Origin of the sequence: Sulfitobacter sediminivivens (assembly GCF_042611115.2) — a bacterium.
GTDB classification, from domain to species: domain Bacteria; phylum Pseudomonadota; class Alphaproteobacteria; order Rhodobacterales; family Rhodobacteraceae; genus Sulfitobacter; species Sulfitobacter sediminivivens.
In genome coordinates this window covers 1-17170 of record NZ_JBHGAR020000013.1, presented here as the reverse complement: position 1 = coordinate 17170, position 17170 = coordinate 1, and the positions used below count along the sequence as shown (strand labels likewise).

14 protein-coding genes are annotated in these 17170 nt (G+C 56.2%); 6 read left to right on the top strand and 8 right to left on the bottom strand.

Annotated elements, in window-relative coordinates; genetic code table 11:
* Window positions 1-142: 142 nt before the first annotated feature.
* The 7 genes from ACEWL3_RS13655 to ACEWL3_RS13625 form a co-directional block, all read right to left on the bottom strand.
* Entirely contained in the window at window positions 143-1798 is a 1656-nt protein-coding gene (locus ACEWL3_RS13655) for an amidase (RefSeq protein ID WP_386183862.1), read from the bottom strand.
* Window positions 1795-1926: a hypothetical protein gene (locus ACEWL3_RS13650; protein ID WP_386183860.1), complete on the bottom strand. Its 132-nt coding sequence runs from the start codon at window positions 1924-1926 to the stop codon at window positions 1795-1797. Before ACEWL3_RS13650 ends, ACEWL3_RS13655 begins: the two co-directional genes overlap by 4 nt.
* Window positions 1927-1928: 2 nt before the next feature.
* Window positions 1929-2828, bottom strand: coding sequence for an ABC transporter permease (locus ACEWL3_RS13645; protein WP_386183858.1), 900 nt, complete (start codon window positions 2826-2828; stop codon window positions 1929-1931).
* A complete protein-coding gene (locus tag ACEWL3_RS13640) occupies window positions 2825-3775 on the bottom strand; it encodes an ABC transporter permease (RefSeq protein ID WP_386183855.1) in 951 nt (316 codons plus the stop codon). Before ACEWL3_RS13640 ends, ACEWL3_RS13645 begins: the two co-directional genes overlap by 4 nt.
* Before the next feature lie 83 nt (window positions 3776-3858).
* Window positions 3859-5658, bottom strand: a complete 1800-nt coding sequence (locus ACEWL3_RS13635; protein WP_386183853.1) for an ABC transporter substrate-binding protein — start codon at window positions 5656-5658, stop codon at window positions 3859-3861.
* A gap of 42 nt (window positions 5659-5700) precedes the next feature.
* Entirely contained in the window at window positions 5701-6717 is a 1017-nt protein-coding gene (locus ACEWL3_RS13630) for an ABC transporter ATP-binding protein (protein ID WP_386183851.1), read from the bottom strand.
* Complete coding sequence (locus ACEWL3_RS13625) at window positions 6714-7706, bottom strand: ABC transporter ATP-binding protein (RefSeq protein ID WP_386183848.1); 993 nt, start codon at window positions 7704-7706, stop codon at window positions 6714-6716. The genes ACEWL3_RS13630 and ACEWL3_RS13625 overlap by 4 nt, the downstream gene beginning before the upstream one ends.
* Window positions 7707-7952: 246 nt before the next feature.
* On the opposite strand from ACEWL3_RS13625, the gene ACEWL3_RS13620 reads away from it, so the two are divergent.
* The 5 genes from ACEWL3_RS13620 (at window position 7953) to ACEWL3_RS13600 (ending at window position 14837) form a co-directional block, all read left to right on the top strand.
* A complete protein-coding gene (locus ACEWL3_RS13620; RefSeq protein WP_386183846.1) occupies window positions 7953-8582 on the top strand; it encodes a GntR family transcriptional regulator in 630 nt (209 codons plus the stop codon).
* A 60-nt stretch (window positions 8583-8642) separates the two neighbouring features.
* A complete protein-coding gene (locus ACEWL3_RS13615) occupies window positions 8643-10238 on the top strand; it encodes a gamma-glutamyltransferase family protein (RefSeq protein WP_386183844.1) in 1596 nt (531 codons plus the stop codon).
* Between the two features lie 31 nt (window positions 10239-10269).
* Complete coding sequence (locus tag ACEWL3_RS13610) at window positions 10270-11220, top strand: acetamidase/formamidase family protein (protein ID WP_386183842.1); 951 nt, start codon at window positions 10270-10272, stop codon at window positions 11218-11220.
* 11 nt (window positions 11221-11231) lie between these two features.
* Entirely contained in the window at window positions 11232-12194 is a 963-nt protein-coding gene (locus ACEWL3_RS13605; protein WP_386183840.1) for a Gfo/Idh/MocA family protein, read from the top strand.
* Window positions 12195-13016: 822 nt separating this feature from the next.
* Window positions 13017-14837, top strand: a complete 1821-nt coding sequence (locus tag ACEWL3_RS13600) for a pentapeptide repeat-containing protein (RefSeq protein ID WP_386183838.1) — start codon at window positions 13017-13019, stop codon at window positions 14835-14837.
* 225 nt (window positions 14838-15062) lie between these two features.
* Here ACEWL3_RS13600 and ACEWL3_RS13595 read toward each other — a convergent pair whose 3' ends face one another.
* Window positions 15063-16001: a hypothetical protein gene (locus tag ACEWL3_RS13595; RefSeq protein ID WP_386183837.1), complete on the bottom strand. Its 939-nt coding sequence runs from the start codon at window positions 15999-16001 to the stop codon at window positions 15063-15065.
* 331 nt (window positions 16002-16332) lie between these two features.
* Between ACEWL3_RS13595 and ACEWL3_RS13590 the strand changes: the two genes are divergently transcribed.
* The gene (locus tag ACEWL3_RS13590) at window positions 16333-16458 is read left to right on the top strand and encodes a hypothetical protein (RefSeq protein WP_435001021.1); all 126 of its coding nucleotides are present in this window, start codon (window positions 16333-16335) and stop codon (window positions 16456-16458) included.
* The last annotated feature ends 712 nt before the right edge of the window (window positions 16459-17170 follow it).

The window sequence follows — 17170 nt, the reverse complement described above, 5'->3', positions numbered from 1 at the left end:
TCTCCTCGTGGATGGGCCTCAATGTCCCGAAGGACGGCAAAGCCCGGTTGAAAAGTAGGATTCAGGCCCAATTGCGATGGGCTTCTGGTTTTTCAGATGCTGCGCTACGACTGGATGCCGGTCGCGTCAGTGTCAGGTCTGCTCAAATCGCAAAGCCGGGGCGTCTGTCCGCCACGGCCAGTTTACGTTCCAGCGCCATACCAAGATTCAGCAGCGGGCCTTCCTGAAACAGCCGCCCCCACAGGGATATTCCCTGTGGCACGGTGAAAGTAGGGCCCGCACCGATGGCGTTTCCAGTGGTCAGTTTGCCGGCCCCCAGCGATGCGGCACTGCGGGTCCCAGTTTCAAGGAACCCGGCACGCAAGTGCAGGCAGGGATGGCCGGTGAAATTGCTGGCCACCAGCATCGGTCCGGTCATGAAAGGGCCAATCAGCGCATCAACTTTACTGAACAGCGCGTCCAATGACTGCATGACCAGATAACGCAAACGGTCCAGCTGTACGTGATCGACTGCTGACAGGAACCGCGCTTTGCGGAAGGTATTGGGCCAAGCCCCATCATCCTGCCATTTTAGCGTATCGTCAGTATCTTCTAAGGTCAGATGCTCGAACGCCGCAGCGGCTTCGGCGTAGAGCACATTCATCAAGGCCCCGTAGGGTAGATCCTGCAGTTCGACCTCGACGACCTCAATTTCCAGGTCCTTCGCAGCGGCCAGAGCGGCATGATCAACCTCAGTTGCACCCTCGCCGAAGGCTTCTGGCAGATAACCCAAACGCATGCCCTCTATACCTTGGTTTGCATCAAAGTTGAACGGTGCCGCGATTGTGCAGCGGTCGTTAATGTCCACGCCATTGATTGCGGCCAGCACCATCGCGGTATCCTCGACGCCCCGGCAGATCGGGCCGACCTTGTCGAGCGACCAGCAAAGTGCCATTCCGCCTGCGCGAGACACCCGGCCGAAGGTGGGCCGCAGCCCGGTGGTGCCGCAGCGCTGGCTGGGCGATGTAATCGATCCCAAGGTTTCGGTCCCGATGGAAAACCCGCACAGTGCGGCGGCGGTGGCCGACGCCGACCCGGCGCTTGACCCGCTCGAGCCTTCATTCAGGTTCCATGGATTGCGCGTCCAACCACCCGACCAGATATCGCCATATGCCAGCGCCCCCAGCGTGGTCTTACCCAACAGCACCGCGCCAGCATCACGTAGCAACGTGACGATACGCGCATCGCAGTCAGGCACACGTTCCTGATAGGGCTCGGCACCCCAACCGGTGGTGACACCTTCCGTGTCAAACAGGTCTTTCATCCCATAGGGAATGCCGTGCAGCGGACCAAGATTGGTGCCTTGCGCCAGCAATTTGTCTGCCGCGTCCGCCTCAGACAATGCGGTTTCCGACATCACCTTCGCATAACATTCCAGCTTTGGGTTCAGCGTCGCAATTCGGGCGAGATAGATTTCGGTCAACCGGCGGCTGGTGATCTGCCCGCTGGCGATCCAGGCGGCCAGATGCGTCAGGGGGGCAAAGGCGATGTCCTCGTCACTGTCGGGAAGCGGGGCGGAGTGGGTCGCCAACAATTGGCTGTCCGCCACTTGGGGCATTTCAAATCCCGGCAGCCGCGGATCAAATCGCGACGCCATCGGCACGTTGTTGGACAATGGCACCTTGCGGCGCGCCACGGCAGATTCAATCTGCCCGGCCAGATTGCCAACCATCTGTTGGCGTTCCCGCACAGTGTAGGAAAGACCCAACAGCCGCTCGGCGGCTTCGATGTCTTCTACGGTGATGGCAGTATCTGTCATTGATGCTCTCCTGTTTTGCCGATCTGGTTCAGGCACCACTGTTTCAGCGACAAAGCGTCAGTGTCGCCCAATGCCATTTTCGCGCCGAAGCCCCCGATCAATTCCTGCTCAAGATCAATCATGGCCATGCTCAGACATCCTTCACTTCGCGCACATCCAGATAATCGCGCAGCCCGTCGCCGAGAAAATTGATGCTGAGAACCGTCAGCATGATCGCGGCACCGGGGAACAGGCCCAGCCACCAGGCCCGCGAGATAAAGCTCCGACCGTCAGCCAGGATCAGTCCCCAGGTCGGCGTGTCGGCCTCGACACCGAGACCCAGAAACGACAGGCTGGCCTCGCCCAGAATGGCATAAGAGACGCTGACTGTTGCCTGTACGATGATCGGTGCCGCCGCGTTGGGCAGGATGTGCTGGGTCAGAATGCGAAAGTTCGAGGCCCCCGACACACGCGCGGCATCGACGTATTGTTCCTCTTTCAGGGTCAGAACCATGCTCCGCGCGACGCGGGCAAAATCATCGAGGAAGGCCAAGGATATGGCGATTATGACATTCAACAGCCCGGCCCCGAAAACGGCTACCAGATAGACTGCGATGATGAAATTCGGAAACGCCCACTGCAGGTCGATGTAGCGCATGATCACGTAGTCGAGCCATCCGCCGAAATACCCGGCGATCAATCCCAGTGCCACGCCGAAGACCAGCGCGATGGCGACTGTCGACACGCCCACAAACAGGGATATCTGCGTGCCGTAGATCACTCTGCTTAACAGGTCGCGACCCAAATCATCCGTGCCCAATGGGAACTCCAGCGATGGCGGCATCAGCATGTCGAACAGCATCGCATTCGGATCATGTGGTGCCAGCCACGGCCCCAAGAACGCAAAGACGGCAAAGATGCCTAGCACGATCAGGCCAAAGACGGCCTTCTTGTCGTGCGCGATTTCGCGCAGGAAACCGGGACCGCGACGGAGGACAGGTTCTCCGGTACTGACTGTATCGGCACCGAAGGCTTTTGCGTATTTGCTCACGATTGATACCTGATGCGCGGATCAACGAGCGTGTAGAGAACGTCAACCAGCAGGTTGGAAAAAACGAAGATCGCGGAAACGATCAGGATTGCGCCCTGAACGACGGGGTAATCGCGGTTCAGGATGCTTTGGATCAAAAGTCGCCCAAGACCTTTGATCGCGAATACATTCTCGACCACAACAGCGCCCGACATCAGCAAGGCAAAGGCGATGCCAATCACGGTGATCACCGGGATCAGGGCGTTGGGGAAAGCATGTCGCATGATCAAAGTGTACTCACTCAGCCCCTTGGCGCGCGCGACCTGCATGTATTCGGCATTGAGCACCTCCAGCATCGACGAGCGGATCATCCGCGCAACGATGGCCGAAAACGCAGTGCCGACAGCGATCGATGGCAGGATCAGATGGGAAAACCATGGCCAGAAGCCCTCTGACAGCGGCACATAGCCGATGGCTGGCAGCCAATGCAGGTTAGCGGCAAAGACGATGATCAGAAGGATCGCCAGCCAGAAATCCGGCATGCTCAACCCCAGAAACGCGACGAAAGTCACTGCATAATCCAGCCCCGAATTCTTGCGGGTCGCGGCAATCAGACCGGCGGGTACGGCGATGACGATCGCCACGAAGAACGATAAAAGGGCCAGTGAAAGAGTGCGCGGCAGGGATTCCGCGATCAACTGCCCAACCGGCACGCGACTGCCGTAGATCGAATTGCCCAGATCCCCCTGCACCGCATTCCAGAGCCATTTTCCGTATTGAACATACATCGGCTGGTCGAGACCGAGCTTGCGGCGGATCTCGTCCACTGCATCAGGGTCGCCGACATCGGCCAGCATGGCCGCAATCGGATCACCCGGCACAAGCCGCAGCATGAAGAACACAAGCGTCGCGACCACGAACATCACCAGGAGGGCCCCAAGCGTCCGTTTCAGTAGGTATCCGGTCATGGCCGCCTCCGTTGTTGAGTGTTTGGTCCGGGCAAGATCACCTCGCCCGAACCGGATGCGGGATAGCGCCGCGTGTCAGCGGATCACGACTTGAACGACACCCGGTCAAGGTCGACTAGTCCGGGGATCCGGCTCTGCTCAGGGAAGTCCAGGTTGGCGCTGTGAACCAGGATGTCCGAAGGGTGATAGCTGAACACCGAGGCCACCTTGTCGGAGGTGATCTTGTTGGCCTGCTGGACCAGTGCCTTGCGCTTCTCCGGATCGGCCTCCACACTTTGCTGGTCGACGAGACTGTCGACTTCACTGTCCGAGAAGTAACCGAAGGGCATTTTGTCCTTGTCGCGTTTACGACCGTTGAATTTGGATGCGGTCTGCATCCAGTCCACCAGACCATCATCGGGGTCAAAGTCACCACCACTGCCCGATGTCCGCAGGTCCCATGTCATCGCGTCGAACTCTTCAACATTGACGGTCCATTCCTTGGTATCCAGCTCAACCGTGATGCCCAAGTTTTCCTTCAGGATGGAGGCGGCGACTTGCGCCTCGCGGCGACCCGTCGGCGTGCAGGTCAACCTCAGGGTGGGAAAACCCTCCCCGCCGGGATAGCCCGCATCCGCCATCAACTGTCGTGCGCCTTCGGGGTCAAACCGCTGGTTACTGGTTTCGGAAATCGCCTCGTCGTAATAAAAGCCCATGGCCGGATTGATTGTGCCAAAGGCGGGCGTTCCGCGTCCGAAATGGGCGATCTTGAGGAAGCGATCCCGATCAAACGCCTTGGCGATTGCCAGACGCACCATGAAACCCTTTTCCTTCATCAGTTCGGACAGGGGCTTGTTGAAATCCGACACCGTCATATTCTCGTGCCAGGGGTTGATCCAGATCGACTGGAAGCCCGGACCGGGTGTTTCGTCCACCACCAGATCGGGATTCGCCACGAACCGGTCCACCAGTTCGCTGGGAACCGGATTGCCGCCGATCAGCTGGATGTCGCCGGATTCCAGTGCTGCGGCCAACGGTTCGGCATCGCTGATCGGTTTGATGATGACCTTGTCGAGCTTCGGGCGCTCCGGGTCATAGTAGTTCTCGAATTTCTCAAGTACCACGCCCTGACCGAGCTGGTGCTCAACGACCTTGAAGGGGCCTGTGCCGATCGGTGCCATTCCGTAGTCAGAATTGCCCATCTCCTCGAGCGCACGGCCGCTGACGATGGTCATGGCCCGACCGCTGGAGCGTTCCAACGTCTTGGTCAGGAACGACGCCTGAGGCTTGGCCAGCGTGAACTTGACCTCAAGATCGTTGAGCTTTTCAAGCCCGGTCACATTACTCAAGACCCGAGAATGGATCGATTTTTCGGGATCTTTCGACCGGTTGTAGGTGTAGAGAACGTCGTCAGCCGTAAACGCATCGCCATTGTGGAAAGTCACGCCCTCGCGCAGCTTGAAGACGTACTGCGTGCCGTCGGCGGAGACTTCCCAGCCCTCGGCAAGATCGCCTTCTGCAACCAAATCCCGGTTGATGTGCATCAGACCGCTCAGCACATTTGACATGATCTGGAATTGTACCACCTGATTGATCTGCGCGGGGTCAAGCGTGACGATCTGGCCCACACCGGACCACCCGCAGGTCAGGGTGCCGCCCGGGGTACCCGCCGCTTGGGCGCTGCGGATCAGGCCACCGGCCGGCAGCATGTTTGCAGCGGTCAGCGTGCCCGCCGCCGCCATCAGGCGCAGTACCGCACGACGTTTCAATTTGGGGCCCGACATTTCGTCCCGTGACAGTCCGAACATCGGATCATGACGGTCAAAATCATAGGCGTCAGATAGCTCTGTGTCGAATTTTGCCCTCTGCGTCGGGGTCATGTTTTTATGTGTATTGTCATCCATTTTGGATCTCCCTTTTGGTTATGGTATTTTGGTTTTGAACGCTCATGCAAAGGGGCAGGCCACCTTGCGACCGTCGTCAGTGAAAATGGTCTTGGGAACATCCACCCGACAGCTGTCACGGGCTTTTGGACAGCGCGGGTGGAACACACAGCCAGACGGCGGATTCATCGGGCTGGGCACCTCGCCAGAGACAAAGCTGTGCGGGCGTTTTTGCTCGATCTCGGGGTCCGGGACCGGCACCGCATCCAGAAGAGCCCGCGTGTAGGGATGCCGGGGATCGGAAAAGATCGCGTCACAATCACCGATTTCAACAATCTTGCCCAGATACATGACGGCGACCCGGTGGCAGATATGGCGCACCACGCTCAGATCGTGTCCGATGAACAGATAGGTCAGCCCAAACTCTTCGCGCAGGTCTTCCAGCAGGCGGATGATTTGCGCCTGGATTGACACATCGAGCGCGGAAACCGCCTCATCACAGACGATAAATTCCGGGCGCAGGGCAAGCGCCCGGGCGATCCCGACGCGCTGGCGCTGTCCACCGGACATTTCGTGTGGATAGCGATCTGCCAGGTTGGCTGGCAGACCGCAAAGCGCGAGCAATTCCTTGATGCGCCGTGCCCGGCCCACAAAGTTCATGCCCCGGTCGTGGATGCGTATCGGTTCCGCGATGATATCGCCCACAGACATGCGCGGGTTGAGTGAACTGAACGGATCCTGAAACACTGCCTGCACCTGACGCCGGTACTGCAGCCCCGCACTTCCGGCCATACCGGCAATCTGGTGTCCGTCGAACTTGATCTGGCCTTCGGTCGGCGTTTCCAGACGCAGCAAACATCGTCCAATGGTGGTCTTGCCGCACCCGGATTCACCAACGAGGCCCAGGGTTTCGCCACGGTGAATGTCAAAACTGGCACCATCAACGGCCTTCACATGCCCCACGGTTTTTTCGAAGATCGTACCCTTGCGCACCGGAAAATGCACCTTGAGGTTTTCGACCTCAATCAACTTGTCCTGGGCCCCTTGGGACGGGGCGGCGGCAACGGCGATTTTAGTCATGCCGCAGTCTCCTGGTGGAGGGCATCGATTTCCCAGCAAGCCGAGCTGTGGGCACCGCCGATATCAATCATCGGCGGTGTTTCGGCGCGGCATCGGGCCGTCGCAAAACGGCACCGCGGCTCAAAGGAGCACCCCGGCCCCAGATCCGCGAGGTCCGGCGGGCTGCCAGGGATCGGCTCGATCTGCGTGCCGCGCACCTGATCCAACCGGGGAACTGAATTGAGAAGCCCGAGCGTATAGGGATGGCTGGGGTTCGAATAGAGCGCAGCGGCGATCCCGGTTTCGACGATTTTTCCGGCATACATGACATTTACGCGGTGCGCATAGCGCGCAACGATCCCGAGATTATGCGTAATGATAACCAGCGCGACACCCATCTCCCGACAGAGGTCCTTCATCAGAGACAGCACTTGCGCCTGGACCGTCACGTCCAATGCCGTTGTCGGCTCGTCCGCCAGTATCAGTTTTGGATAACAAGAGAGGGCCATCGCGATCATCACACGTTGGCGCATGCCTCCGCTCAGTTGATGCGGGTATTGGCTCAGACGTCCTTCAGGGTCTGATATGCCGACTTTCTTTAATAACTCTACGCCGCGCTCATTCGCCTCTTTTTGTGACATATTCAGGTGCAGCTTCATCGCCTCGGTCAGCTGCCGCCCAATCGAGATGACCGGATTCAACGAGGTCATTGGCTCCTGAAACACCATCGCAATCTCTTTGCCTCGCACCTGCCGGATAGATTTGTCGTCCAAGCCCAGCAGATCAATGTCGTCAAAGGCAATCGACCCGGAAACGATCTTACCCGGCGGACTTGGAATCAACCCAAGGATCGCACGGGCACCCACCGACTTACCACTTCCCGACTCGCCTACGATCGCAACGATTTCACCGGGCGCAACCGAATAGGAAATGCCGTTGACGGCCTGTACCACGCCTTCAGGCGTGCGAAATTCAATCACCATATCCTTGATAACAAGCAAGTCTTTCAAGTTTAGGCCTCGCTATTGGAAACGCCGGGTGTCGGTGAGCGCCGTCCGTAGTATTTTGGCAAATCACCGTTTTTTTTATCTTCAATACGGTTGACCGTAGCCACGTTTTCCTATCCTGTAAACAAATTATCGATATCGATATCTATAGATTCAGTTTGACACAATAATGGGCGAGTTCACGTGGACCTGACGAAAAATTCTTCGCTTGGACAAAGCTTAATACCTTGGAAAACCAAGGGTGATGCTTTGTTTCACGAAATCCGTCGCGCGATCCTCTTGCGCGAAATTCAAGCAGGCGAGACGCTTTCTGAGCCACAGATCGGAAGCAAATTTAACTTTTCGCAGGGCACGGTGCGCGAGGCGCTGATGCGTTTGCAGGAAGAAGGCCTTGTGCAGAGGCGCGGCTATCATGGCACGACCGTGACACGCAGCTCGCTGATCGAAGGCGTACAAATGGCGGAGATCCGCATCAAGCTCGAGATGGAGGGCGTCCGCCACGCCACCGATGGGTTAATCGAAGATGATTTCGCAGAGCTTCAGGACTGCTTGTCGCGCATGGACGCCGCCGCCAAACAAAGCGATTCCTATGCGCTCAGCGAGCTTGATCGCAAGTTCCATCTAACATTGTTTCGACACTCTGGCATGAACGCACTCGAACCGATCCTGACACGCTGCATGTTGCACATGCATTTGCGAACATTTGGTCACTCAAAACCCGCGAAACGGCCTGTCACGCCAACTGAGGCACATCAACCAATCCTTGACGCCCTGCGAGGCGGGAACGCAGATGATGCCGCTGCAGCGTTGTGCGACCACATTAACCTAACGATCAGCCTCTGGTCACCACCCCTAAAGTCCGCAATGGATTCTCGGTGAGACACTCGTCCTGAGGCCGTCGAATGCAGCCACAGGATACCATTTGGAAAGGTCAATTTGATGCAATTGCGTTCTTCGCACGTTTACCCGTCACGCCGTTCGGCCGTCTTGGCAGACAACATCGTTTCGACCTCTCAACCGCTGGCAGCGCAGGCTGGTCTTTCAATGCTGGCGCGCGGTGGCAATGCCGCAGATGCGGCAGTGGCCACCGCGATCACGCTCACTGTCGTGGAGCCGACGGGCAACGGCGTGGGATCAGACGCGTTCGCTATTCTTTGGGATGGCAAGCAGTTGCATGGGCTAAACGCATCGGGTCGTGCCCCGGCTGCCTGGTCGCTCGACAAATTTTCCGGACGTAATGAAATGCCCATGCATGGCTGGGATAGTGTGACAGTGCCCGGTGCGGTGTCCGCTTGGGTCGAATTATCACAGAAATTCGGGTCACTCCCATTTGAAACCCTGTTTGAGCCTGCCATCGGTTATGCCGAGCGCGGATTTCCTGTCTCGCCAAAAATCGCGCAGTTATGGGAACGCGGCGGTGAGAAACTGCACGACCAGCCGGGGTTTGCCGAAAACTTTCTGCCGGACGGGAAGGCCCCCCGCGCCGGAGAGCGGTATGCCAATCGTGCCCTTGCCCGCAGCCTGCGCCGGATTGCCGAAACAAAAGGCGCGGCCTTCTATCAGGGCGAACTTGCCGAGGCCATGATCGCCTTCTCGGAGGCCAATGCCGGCGTGATGACCCTTGATGACCTTGCCGCGCATCGCGCTGATTGGTGCGGCACGATCTCGAAAGGATTTGGAGACGCGGCGTTGCACGAAATCCCCCCGAATGGACAGGGCATCGCGGCGCTGATGGGGCTGGGCATTCTGGAACACACCGGCATTCGCAATCTTGACGCTGATGACCCGCGCGCCATGCATCTTCAGATTGAAGCTATGAAGCTCGCTCTTGCCGACACTGAGAATTTTGTAGGCGACATTGCCCACATGACGAAGGTTTCGGCCGCAGACATGCTGGACGACGGTTATCTGGCAGAGCGGGCAAAGTTGATTGATCCGTCGCGGGCACAGGAATTTGGCGCGGGTGCGCCCAAACGCGGGGGCACTGTCTATCTGACTGCCGCCGACGCGTCGGGCATGATGGTGTCTTTCATTCAGTCGAACTATGCCGGGTTCGGATCAGGCGTGGCGGTGCCCGAAACGGGTATCCACCTACAAAATCGCGGTTGGGGCTTCTCCCTTGATCCCAATAGCCCAAATGTCGTGGGCGCTGGGAAGCGGCCGTTTCACACGATCATCCCCGGTTTCCTGATGGGAAAAACGCAACCTATCATGAGTTTTGGCGTTATGGGTGGCCCGATGCAGGCGCAGGGGCACCTGCAGATGGTGCTGCGCACCCAGCTTTGGGGGCAGGATCCGCAAATGGCCGCTGATGCCCCACGCTGGCGGGTAACTGAAGGACTTGGTGTGGCCTGCGAGACGACGCTGCCCTCACACACTCTTGAAACCCTCGCACGGCTCGGACATTCGCTCGCAATGGAAGAGCCGGACACAGCATTTGGCTTTGGCGGTGCCCAGTTGATCCATCGTCTTCCGGGCGGCGGGTATGCAGGAGGCTCTGACCCGCGTAAAGACGGCGCAGCGGTCGGGTTTTGATCCATTCAGTTGATAGCCCAAGGTTCACATCATGATACACCGACTTAAAGCCAGTCCCGAAACCTGTGCATGGGGATATTTCGACGCCACCATTGCCCCTGCTCTGGAAATTCAAAGCGGTGAAACGGTTGCCATAGAGACGGTTTCGGGCGGCCCCGATCAAATTCCGCCAACGGATGCCGGGTTTCACATCCCACCTGAGCTTTTGGACATCCATGCGCGTTCGCACCGTCAGGTGCCGGGGCACATCCTGACCGGGCCGGTGGCAGTGGCCGGGGCGAAACCCGGGCAGGTTCTCGAGGTTCAGATCCTCGATATCCAACTGCGCCAGGACTGGGGCTGGAACATGATACGGCCCTTGGCAGGAACCTTGCCCGATGACTTTCAAACCGGTCGCATAGTCACGATCCCGCTGGATCAGGACACAATGACGGCAGAGCTGCAATGGGGGCTCGCGCTGCCGCTGAAACCGTTTTTCGGCGTGATGGGCGTGGCACCACCGACGAACTGGGGGCGGATTTCGACAATCCAGCCGCGGGCGCACGGCGGAAATATCGACAACAAGGAGCTGGTGGCGGGCACGACACTTTACCTGCCGATTTTCACCGAAGGCGCGATGTTTTCATGTGGCGATGGTCACGGCGCACAGGGCGATGGCGAGGTCTGCGTAACGGCGATTGAAACGGCTCTGGAAGGCACGTTCCGGCTTACCATTCGCGAAGATATGCCAATCCACTTTCCGCGCGCCAAGACCCCGACGCACTTGATTACCATGGGCATGCACGAGGATTTGGACCGCTGTGTTGAAATGGCGCTGAGGGACATGATTGCGTGGATCACCGATCGCACCGGGCTCAACCGCGAAGACGCCTACATGCTGTGTTCGCTTGCCGGTAATTTGCGGGTGACGCAAACCGTGAATGGCAACAAAGGCATTCACATGATGATGGAGATCGCATTGCTGGACGGGAAAACCCAATGAAGGAAGGCAACATGGCCGTTAAGACAACGCTCATCGGTCTGGGGATCATGGGGCGGCGAATGCTCGAACACATGGTCCGGCACAATGGATATGAACCGATCGCACTTTGGGACCCAGATCCAGAAGCCTGTGCGCAAGCGGTGCGACTGGCCCCGGATGCTGCCATCGCAACCAGCGCGGAGGCCGCGATGGATGCCGCTGACCTGATCTACCTGTCCTGCCCACCGGCACCACGCAAGGCCTATGCGTTAACTGCCGCAGCTGCAGGCAAGGCACTGTTTCTTGAAAAACCGCTAGGCGTGGATATCGCCGAGAGCGAAGACCTCGTGGACCGGCTGGCATCTTTCGGCGTTCCCACCGCCGTCAATTTCACTCAGGCGGCAGGGTCCGCCCTCACGGACGTGAGCAAAGCTGCGCGTAGCGGCGTGCTGGGCGATGTCCTTGGGGCCGATATCGTCATAACCTATGGGGCTTGGCCGCGCGCTTGGCAGAAGGCGGCCGATTGGCTTAGGTTTCGCGACGAAGGCGGCATGACGCGGGAAGTAATCTCGCATTTCCTGTTTTTTTCGGAACGTATTCTTGGGCCACTGACGGTCATCTGGGCACGCCCGTCCTTTCCGGACGATCCTGCGCTGTGCGAAACCCATATGCTGGCCCGTCTTGAAACATTGGATGGTCGACCTGTAACAATCATGGCCAGTATCGGCGGTGCACAACCGGACCGCCAGGAATTGACAATCAAGGGAAGCAGGGCCAGCAGACGCATCACCGATTTCTATGTCGATGCCGTTTCGGATGGCGGCGCGTTCACCGAGGTCCGGGAACGGCCGGAGGACCCCAGAGCAACCAGCCTGAAAGCACAGCTTGACGATCTGAGCCTATGTCTCGACGGCAAAACTAACCGCCTAGCCACTCCCGAAGAGGCGCTACGTGTGCAAAAGCTCGTCGAGGCAATGTTGGCTGGCAAATCCTGAATTGAACCAGACGCCCGGCACGCCCCCGCTGGCGCAGGTCTTGTCCAGTATCGTTTGCGCGCTGCCCCGCGACGGACGTTCGCTTGCAAATCACTGTGGTAAGGCCACTCTTACACAAAACTGCTGCGCCGGGTTCGGGCGCGTCTCGGCGTGCGAAATGAATTGAAAGGGAGATGAATAATACTGCTTATGGCCTGCCAAGTATCTTCTCCCCGCCGCACTGCGTTACTACGAAAATCAGCGCTGACAGCTACTATCGCGGCGATATCGCCCACACCCATGCCCGCTTTCTCCAAGCGCAGGGGAGCCCGCTGCGGCAAATGGATTTCGAAAGCTACAGTCCGAACTGCAAACCCCTCTTACAGTCACAACATCGGTTGAGACTCTCTACAATACGGGGCCGCTGACCCAAGCTTTGTCGTCGCTGGCCATTCCGGCGCTGTTTGATTGACTGGGCGTGACGCAAGGCGAAGGCTTTGCGCAGACCATAAATCGATGCATCGTGCAGAAACCAACACCATGGGCTCACATTTGCCGTTCCCGCTTTGCGGCATCATGCCGGTTCTACCCTTCTCGTATTGTCTCAGACGGCCCATTGCTGCCTTTGATCCGTCCGACGAAATGCTGCGACGCGGCCCGTTATTGCTGACTTTCGCTGCAAACGCGAAGTCCGATAGTGGGGCTATTCACACTCATCAGACAGATCTGCCCTCAGCGCAAAGACCTTAGATCGATTTCAAAATCTGGCGCGATCATTGATCGTTGCCAATTTTTTGGAACTGTTGTTCACTTGGATGTCTACCGGTCTGGAGCGCTATCGCTATGAATACCGAAGTCCGACTTAGCCATATCTCCAGCCTTGCTCAAACCGCGCGCAGTACGTGGCTGGGCCTTCTTGGCTTGCTGATTTTCGTCGGCATTACAATTATGGCTCACAAAGACAGTGACTTTTTCGCACATGGCGCTTCGACAACTCTGCCCATAATTGGTGTGGAAGTGCCGACAGATGCGTTCTTTCTTGCAGCTCCTCTCTTGGTGACGGCGTTTTATTGCTACATGAATATTTTCCTGTTCGGATTGTGGGATGCATTAGGAAAGATTGATCAGATACCACCCGATCCCGAAACGGACGAGATGCCACCACTTGCTGAATTGATCGTCCCAACGATTTTTACAATTGCTGCGCTTTGGTATCGCAATCATGTCAGGCAAGACGGATCAATGTCCGCCCGCATCTTTGGGATTTGGACGGTGATCATCGCAGTACTTTTGGGTTGGGCTTTCTGCTGGGTCATTCTTGCATTTGTCTGGTGGCGCTCCATGCCTGCCCATGAACCGCTCATAACGATAGTTGCAGCGGTTTGCCTCTGTGGCACGCTGGACGTCGGACTATATGCAATCAGTGCCGCACGCACGCAATTGGGAAATAAGGCACCTTCGCAAACGGCAATGCGGCCAATTCGGATCTTAAGCAGCATTGCGGTATGCGCTGCCCTAATCTTAACGTCCTATGGGCGTACCAAAGGCTTTGACACGTTGTTGGCAGCCTACCCTATTGCGTCCGAGCGTTTGACAAAGCTCATTCCTCTTTCGCGCGCCAATCTTCGTGAAGCGCACTTGAGTGTAAGGCCCAGAGATTGGCTTGTTTGGGAGGATTGGCGAAAAGAGATCAGGTCCGAATTTGCGCGCAGAGAAGGGATTGACGTACACCATGCCGCCTGGACGCCTGAACAGAAAATCAACTTTGACAAGGAAGCCCGCCGTCTGTGGCAATCGCTTACGCATTCTCTTGACCATCAGAACCTTGAGAATAGGGACCTGCGCGGTGCAGATCTGTCTTTTGCCTTTATGGCCGGCATTGATCTTGAAAAAGCGGATTTGACGGGGGCGAACTTAAAAGGTGCTGATGCCTCTGGCGCGGTTTTCAAGTCTGCACAAATGCAGAATGTGAACTTAAGTGGTGCCTCATTGCAAGGTGCAAACCTATCGCGTGCAGGTCTGGAAGGGGTTCGATTTGTTGGCGCACAAATGCAATGGGCGGATCTTACGTACGAAACAGAAGAAGAGGATGAAAACCATGCAGCTGTGTCAGAAGATGGGGTACCCATACGTCAATTTCTGCAGCTACCTGAAGCCGATTTTTCTTCAACTGAACTTGAAGGCGTTAATTTCGGAGGAGCCAATCTGCGGGATGCGAACTTTATTGGAGCGGGGCTAGAGGGAACGTCTCTTGCTGGTTCTGACTTGCAGGGCGCTGACTTTTCCTTTGCACAGCTATTAGAAACGGATCTCAGACATTCGGAACTGCAAAACGCCCATTTTTGGAAGTCACGATTGATCGGGGTCGATCTTTCAAGTGCAATAATGACGTCTACTCGCCTTGATGTGCACACTATCGAAATGAATTTCCTTGTGTCGACGGACCTCAGTAATTTGAGTTCAACCAACATGGACCAAGAGGACTTTGACAAGACCTTTGGGGACGCCACAACGGTTCTTCCACCGGGAATTGAGACCCCGTGTCATTGGCCTGATTACGCGATAAGCGGACGATACCATTATCATTGGCGCGACGATTGGATGGCAGGAAAGATACCGCCGGTCGCAAGAGGACCTGATGGAACCTGTCCCGACAAACTATAATATCTGGCAATAATAATTGAAAACGTCAGCGCCGGTCGAAATGTTAAAGGCTGAATTGGTGCATAGCGACTTGAATGTTTAGATAAGGCTTGGCGTCCTGATCGGGATCCACACTTCATTTGGTGTGAACAGACCTTTGTGGCAGATGAAGTCCTTTTGAACATCAACAGATCTGATTTCGGACGCGAGACCGCCCTGCTCGCCAAAACAAATCACAACTTCGATTCACAAGGCCTGCGTAATCATTTCCAAAATTGAAGCCGAGGAGCCGACAAGAAGTGGTGCCAAGATAGTGAGAATCCTTGTGACTTGATATCTTGTACTGCGCCTTTCGATCCTTCCACGCAGGTCCTCTTGTATGGTTGGATCGTGTTCCAATGCTTTGCGGAGTATCAAATTGCTGGGCCCAAAAATGAACAAAAGGGTCAGGGTGAACACGATCCCCCAGAACAGCGCCATCCCTTGTGCAAAACCGCGGATCAATTCCCGTGCTGTGTCCTCTGCCACAACCGCCAGAGGCAGGTGATAGAATAGCATCAGCGTAATTGTGCTCGTTACCAATACGAAGGCTGTCGTCTGAAAAGTCAGATCAACCAAGCCCAGATGTGCTTCCAAATTCTTGATGCTTTGACCCGTGCTTACAACTGCAGATGCACAAGCCGCTGCCAATAGTCCAAAGAGATACGGCAAAACAGCAAACCAGGCCAAAATGCTCAAACCTGGATCACTGCACCCTTCTGGCAAGACGTGAGGGGCCACACCCGCCTCAACCAAAACCGCGCAGGTTGATCGGTAAGTCAGATTCAACGCGCCCAAGAAATTCTCGTGGCGGGCCAAAGCATTGACCAAGACAAGCAGGAGCACTGATACGCCCAAAACAAGCAGGCTTTGGCTTCTGGCCTTAGGAGACAGCTCCCAAATCTTTGACACCATGAGACAAATCACAGCGAAACAACTCGATACATGAAACAAGCCCACAGCAGAGTATATTATTAACCCGTTATAAAACCGAAGATCCAGATTGCCCTGAAAAAAGCTGTCAATTTCCAACATGCGGGTCAGCAAATCAGTCGTCCCGTTACTGAGCAATTCGAGCACAGTAAAGCCCAATGAAAACGGCAAAATAGGCAAGAAAATCCACGTCAAATGGGCACGATCATACATGATCTAAACCTTAGGCCGCAATTGCACGGCCCATCAAGACAATCCTACCGTCCAAGACAGCATGGGCCACCAGATTATCTACAAGAACGGCCGGTTCCCAACTGCCAAACGTTTAGCATTCCAGGTCGACAAAACGACAGTTGTCTTGTGCCGCGCAAGAGAACCGCTGGCGCGGTTCGTCCCCCATGAAATGGCGAAAGCGGATCGCAACGCAAGATGGAACGCCTTCTTCAGGCATGCGGGGGCCAAACATCAGGAATGTCGTTACCCCCACTTCGTGGCATATTTCTGTAGCCTTGGCATTGAACCGAAACGGGTCTGCGATGCGGTAATGACGCAGTTTCTGCGCGCCCTCGTCACCAGTGGGGCGGACCCTGCTGATTTCGTTTATCTGGCTGATGTTGTGACGCGCGAGAAAATGCGTGCAGGTTTTATGGAGGATATGAACGAACTGTAGATTGCGAAGCGTCAGCGTGCGAACCAAGTTGGGTGGGCCCACGCCCCTGAACGCGCTCCGTCTGCTTCCACAATGCGTCTGCGGCGGTATCTAAAACGCAAAAACTCACCCAAGGATGGACTTTAAGCGATTGTTATTAATTAGTAAACTTGGTTGCAGGAGTTCGCAACTTTCGATTTCTGCGGTTGCTTGAGCGGCAGATAGTCAAGATCGCTGCCTAGCTGAAGTGCATCTAACCAAGGTATTGCTACCTTTGAAACTTTTGTCAGCGATTCTTTCCCAAATCTTGCAACAACGATTTCGCAGCATGACGATTATTGCACACAAGTTGCACACATGCGGAAAACAGGACTAGCGCCCAATAGTTCAACTCAACGCAATACTCTGCTTTGATGCACTATTTCGTATGCAGAATTTGCGCTTGACCGGTCAATCCGTTTAGCAAAAACCGAATTACGCAGAGCAAATTTGGTGTTTCTAAAATTTTTTTCATTAACACCGTTTGGAATGCGTGTCGCAAAGCGCCAACGCCAGCCGTTAGCACAATTGTGCGATCAGCCGCTCTTTGAGGCAGTAGTGATAAATTTCCACAGTTTCGCATAGCTGGCCTTGAGCAGCCCCACTTGAGTGGTCCGTGTTAAAAGTTAGTGCATGATTGGCCGTTGGTCCATCGGGATGATGGCTTCAGGCGCTGGTGGGCGATAGCCTAATG

What these genes read in the sequence shown, in the direction of transcription:
- ACEWL3_RS13595 (WP_386183837.1), bottom strand. Translation starts at nt 16,001, where the DNA reads ATGTATGATCGTGCCCATTTGACGTGGATTTTCTTGCCTATTTTGCCG.
- ACEWL3_RS13650 (WP_386183860.1), bottom strand. Translation starts at nt 1,926, where the DNA reads ATGGCCATGATTGATCTTGAGCAGGAATTGATCGGGGGCTTCGGCGCG.
- ACEWL3_RS13635 (WP_386183853.1), bottom strand. Translation starts at nt 5,658, where the DNA reads ATGGATGACAATACACATAAAAACATGACCCCGACGCAGAGGGCAAAA.
- ACEWL3_RS13640 (WP_386183855.1), bottom strand. Translation starts at nt 3,775, where the DNA reads ATGACCGGATACCTACTGAAACGGACGCTTGGGGCCCTCCTGGTGATG.
- ACEWL3_RS13610 (WP_386183842.1), top strand. Translation starts at nt 10,270, where the DNA reads ATGATACACCGACTTAAAGCCAGTCCCGAAACCTGTGCATGGGGATAT.
- ACEWL3_RS13615 (WP_386183844.1), top strand. Translation starts at nt 8,643, where the DNA reads ATGCAATTGCGTTCTTCGCACGTTTACCCGTCACGCCGTTCGGCCGTC.
- ACEWL3_RS13605 (WP_386183840.1), top strand. Translation starts at nt 11,232, where the DNA reads ATGGCCGTTAAGACAACGCTCATCGGTCTGGGGATCATGGGGCGGCGA.
- ACEWL3_RS13600 (WP_386183838.1), top strand. Translation starts at nt 13,017, where the DNA reads ATGAATACCGAAGTCCGACTTAGCCATATCTCCAGCCTTGCTCAAACC.
- ACEWL3_RS13655 (WP_386183862.1), bottom strand. Translation starts at nt 1,798, where the DNA reads ATGACAGATACTGCCATCACCGTAGAAGACATCGAAGCCGCCGAGCGG.
- ACEWL3_RS13630 (WP_386183851.1), bottom strand. Translation starts at nt 6,717, where the DNA reads ATGACTAAAATCGCCGTTGCCGCCGCCCCGTCCCAAGGGGCCCAGGAC.
- ACEWL3_RS13590 (WP_435001021.1), top strand. Translation starts at nt 16,333, where the DNA reads ATGACGCAGTTTCTGCGCGCCCTCGTCACCAGTGGGGCGGACCCTGCT.